Here is a 2,375-nt window from a genome sequence, read left to right on the forward strand (position 1 = left end):
CTGGAGCCGATGGCGGCGGAGCTGCTGCGCTACCGCGAGGTGCGGGAGCAGTACGCCGTTGCCTCGGGCGGCAGCGCACGGTCCTGACCTCCTGTTACGTCGCCCGGGCCGGAGTTATCCACAGGGGTCGCGCGGTTCGGGTGGCAGGGGGCAGCATGGGGTCAGCGGGCAGGTGAAGTGCCCGGACGGGGGAGGTGCGTTGGAGATGAACGAGACGATGGTGACCGTGGTGGGGAACGCCGCGACGAGCGCGGATTACCGCACGACGCAGTCGGGGGTGCCGGCGGTGCGATTCCGCCTGGCGGCGACGGTGCGGAGGTTCGACCAGGCGAGCGGCAGCTGGACCGATGCGTACACGAACTTCTTCACGGTCTGGGCCTGGCGCCAGCTCGCGGACAACGTGGCGGCTTCCGTGGCCATCGGCGAACCGCTGCTGGTGCGGGGCCGGTTGCGGGTCAGGGAGTACGAGAAGGAGGGCGTGCGCTGCACGGACCCGACGATCGACGCGACGGCGGTGGGCCACGACCTCGGCTGGGGCACGGCGGCGTTCCGCCGGGTGTCCCGGGTCAGGCCGTCGTTCGCGAACCCGTCCGGAACGGACCTCGACGCGGCGGTACGGGACGCGGCGGTACGGGACGCGGCGGTACGGGACGCGTTGACACCGGTGCCGGCAGGCGGGGCGCCGGACGCGGCTGAGCAGGGGGAGCGCCAACCAGTGCTGACCCCGGACCTGGGCTGACCCGGATCCCCGGGGCCGTATGGCCGCGGGCGGGCCGCCCGGCGGCCGGGCGGTGACGGTTTCGAGACGATCAGTTCGAGTGCGGAACTCGAACTTCTGCCGGTCCGCTGGGGTCTGCCCGAAATAGTCGTCGCCCGATGTAACGATTGCGTTCTAAAACCCTGTCCCCTTGGGGCATTTGAGGTTCGCGGGACGAGGGGAGTCCATAGGATTCCGAGCGGCTCGACGAGCCCGGAGCGAAGGCGTTCTTACGGCGGGGGCAATCCGAGCCTTGACCAACCCGCCCGGAGGGGATTTTCGACCATGACTTCTGTTCGGAGGCCGTCACACCGACGGTCTGCTCGGCTCACCGCGGCAGTGCTGGCCGCGGGCCTGGCCACCGCCGGTGCGATAGCCGGCGCCGGTCCGGCCGCGGCGCAGGACGCGCCGCCCGCCAACGGCGCCACCGCCACCCTGGGCGGGCTCACGATCAAGGACACCGCAATCGTCCACGGCGACGGCGGCGACCAGGAGATCGGTGCCGGTCTGTTCGAGATGGCCGTCGACCAGGGCGGCTCCATCCAGACCTACTGCATCGACTTCGGCAACCCCACCCAGCCGGAGGCCAAGTACCAGGAGGTGCCCTGGAGCTCCTCCTCGCTGCAGAACAACCCCGACGCGGGGAAGATCAACTGGATTCTGCAGAACTCCTACCCGCAGGTGGACGACCTGGCCGCGCTCGCGGAGAAGGCCGGTGCGGGTGAGCTGACCGAGAACACCGCCGCGGCCGGCACCCAGATCGCCATCTGGCGCTTCTCCGACAAGGTGAACGTCGAGGCCAAGGACCCCGAGGCGGAGAAGCTGGCCGACTTCCTGGAGGCCGGTGCCGAGGCCATCGAGGAGCCCGCGCCCTCGCTGAACCTCGGTCCGACCGCCGTCTCCGGCAAGTCCGGCGAGAAGCTCGGCCCGGTGACGGTGAACACCGACGCCGCCGGCGCCAACCTCTCGCTGTCGCCGGAGGCCGAGTCCGCGGGCGTCAAGGTCGTCGACGCCGACGGCAAGGCCCTCACCAGCGCCGCCGACGGCGCCGAGGTCTTCCTCGACGTGCCCGCCGGCACCGCCGACGGGTCCGCGACCCTGACCGCCGAGGCCACCACCCAGGTGCCGGTCGGCCGTGCCTTCGCCGGTGTCGGTGAGCACGCGAAGAGCCAGACCCAGATCCTGGCCGGCTCCAGCGACACCACCGTCACCGCCCAGGCCACCGCCACGTGGGCGAGCGAGGGTCCGATCCCGGCGCTGTCCGCGGACAAGAACTGCGCCAAGGGCGGCGTGGACGTGACCGCCGAGAACAAGGGCGACCAGCCCTTCTCCTTCGAGCTGGCGGGCGAGTCCCACACCGTGGCGCCGGGCGAGTCCAAGACCGTGCTGGTCGAGGTCGCCGAGGACCAGGCGTACGAGATCACCATCAACGGTGACGACGGCTTCAGCGAGAAGTTCACCGGCGTGCTCGACTGCGAGACCGCGGGCAACGACACTCCGGCCCCGAGCGAGCCGAGCCCGGCCTCCGCGGGTGGCTCCGCCGGTGGTGACGACGCCGGCGACGACGGCGGCGACCTGGCGAACACCGGTGGCAGCAGTGCCACCCCGGTGATCGCGG

The 2,375-nt window shown here is 71.4% G+C and carries 2 protein-coding genes; both read left to right on the forward strand.

Features of this window, described 5'->3' with window-relative positions; genetic code table 11:
- Nucleotides 1–205 precede the first annotated feature (205 nt).
- Complete coding sequence (locus H5J30_RS27705) at nucleotides 206–739, forward strand: single-stranded DNA-binding protein (RefSeq protein ID WP_181790038.1); 534 nt, start codon at nucleotides 206–208, stop codon at nucleotides 737–739.
- Nucleotides 740–1,042: 303 nt separating this feature from the next.
- Nucleotides 1,043–2,375, forward strand: a 1,333-nt coding sequence (locus H5J30_RS27710; protein WP_181790039.1) for a thioester domain-containing protein, incomplete at its 3' end; no start/stop codon positions are given.

Origin of the sequence: Streptomyces phytophilus (assembly GCF_013870535.1) — a bacterium.
In the GTDB taxonomy this organism is placed as follows: domain Bacteria; phylum Actinomycetota; class Actinomycetes; order Streptomycetales; family Streptomycetaceae; genus Streptomyces; species Streptomyces phytophilus.

Coding starts and splice junctions, on each gene's coding strand:
- H5J30_RS27705 (WP_181790038.1), top strand. CDS start 206: ATGAACGAGACGATGGTGACCGTGGTGGGGAACGCCGCGACGAGCGCG.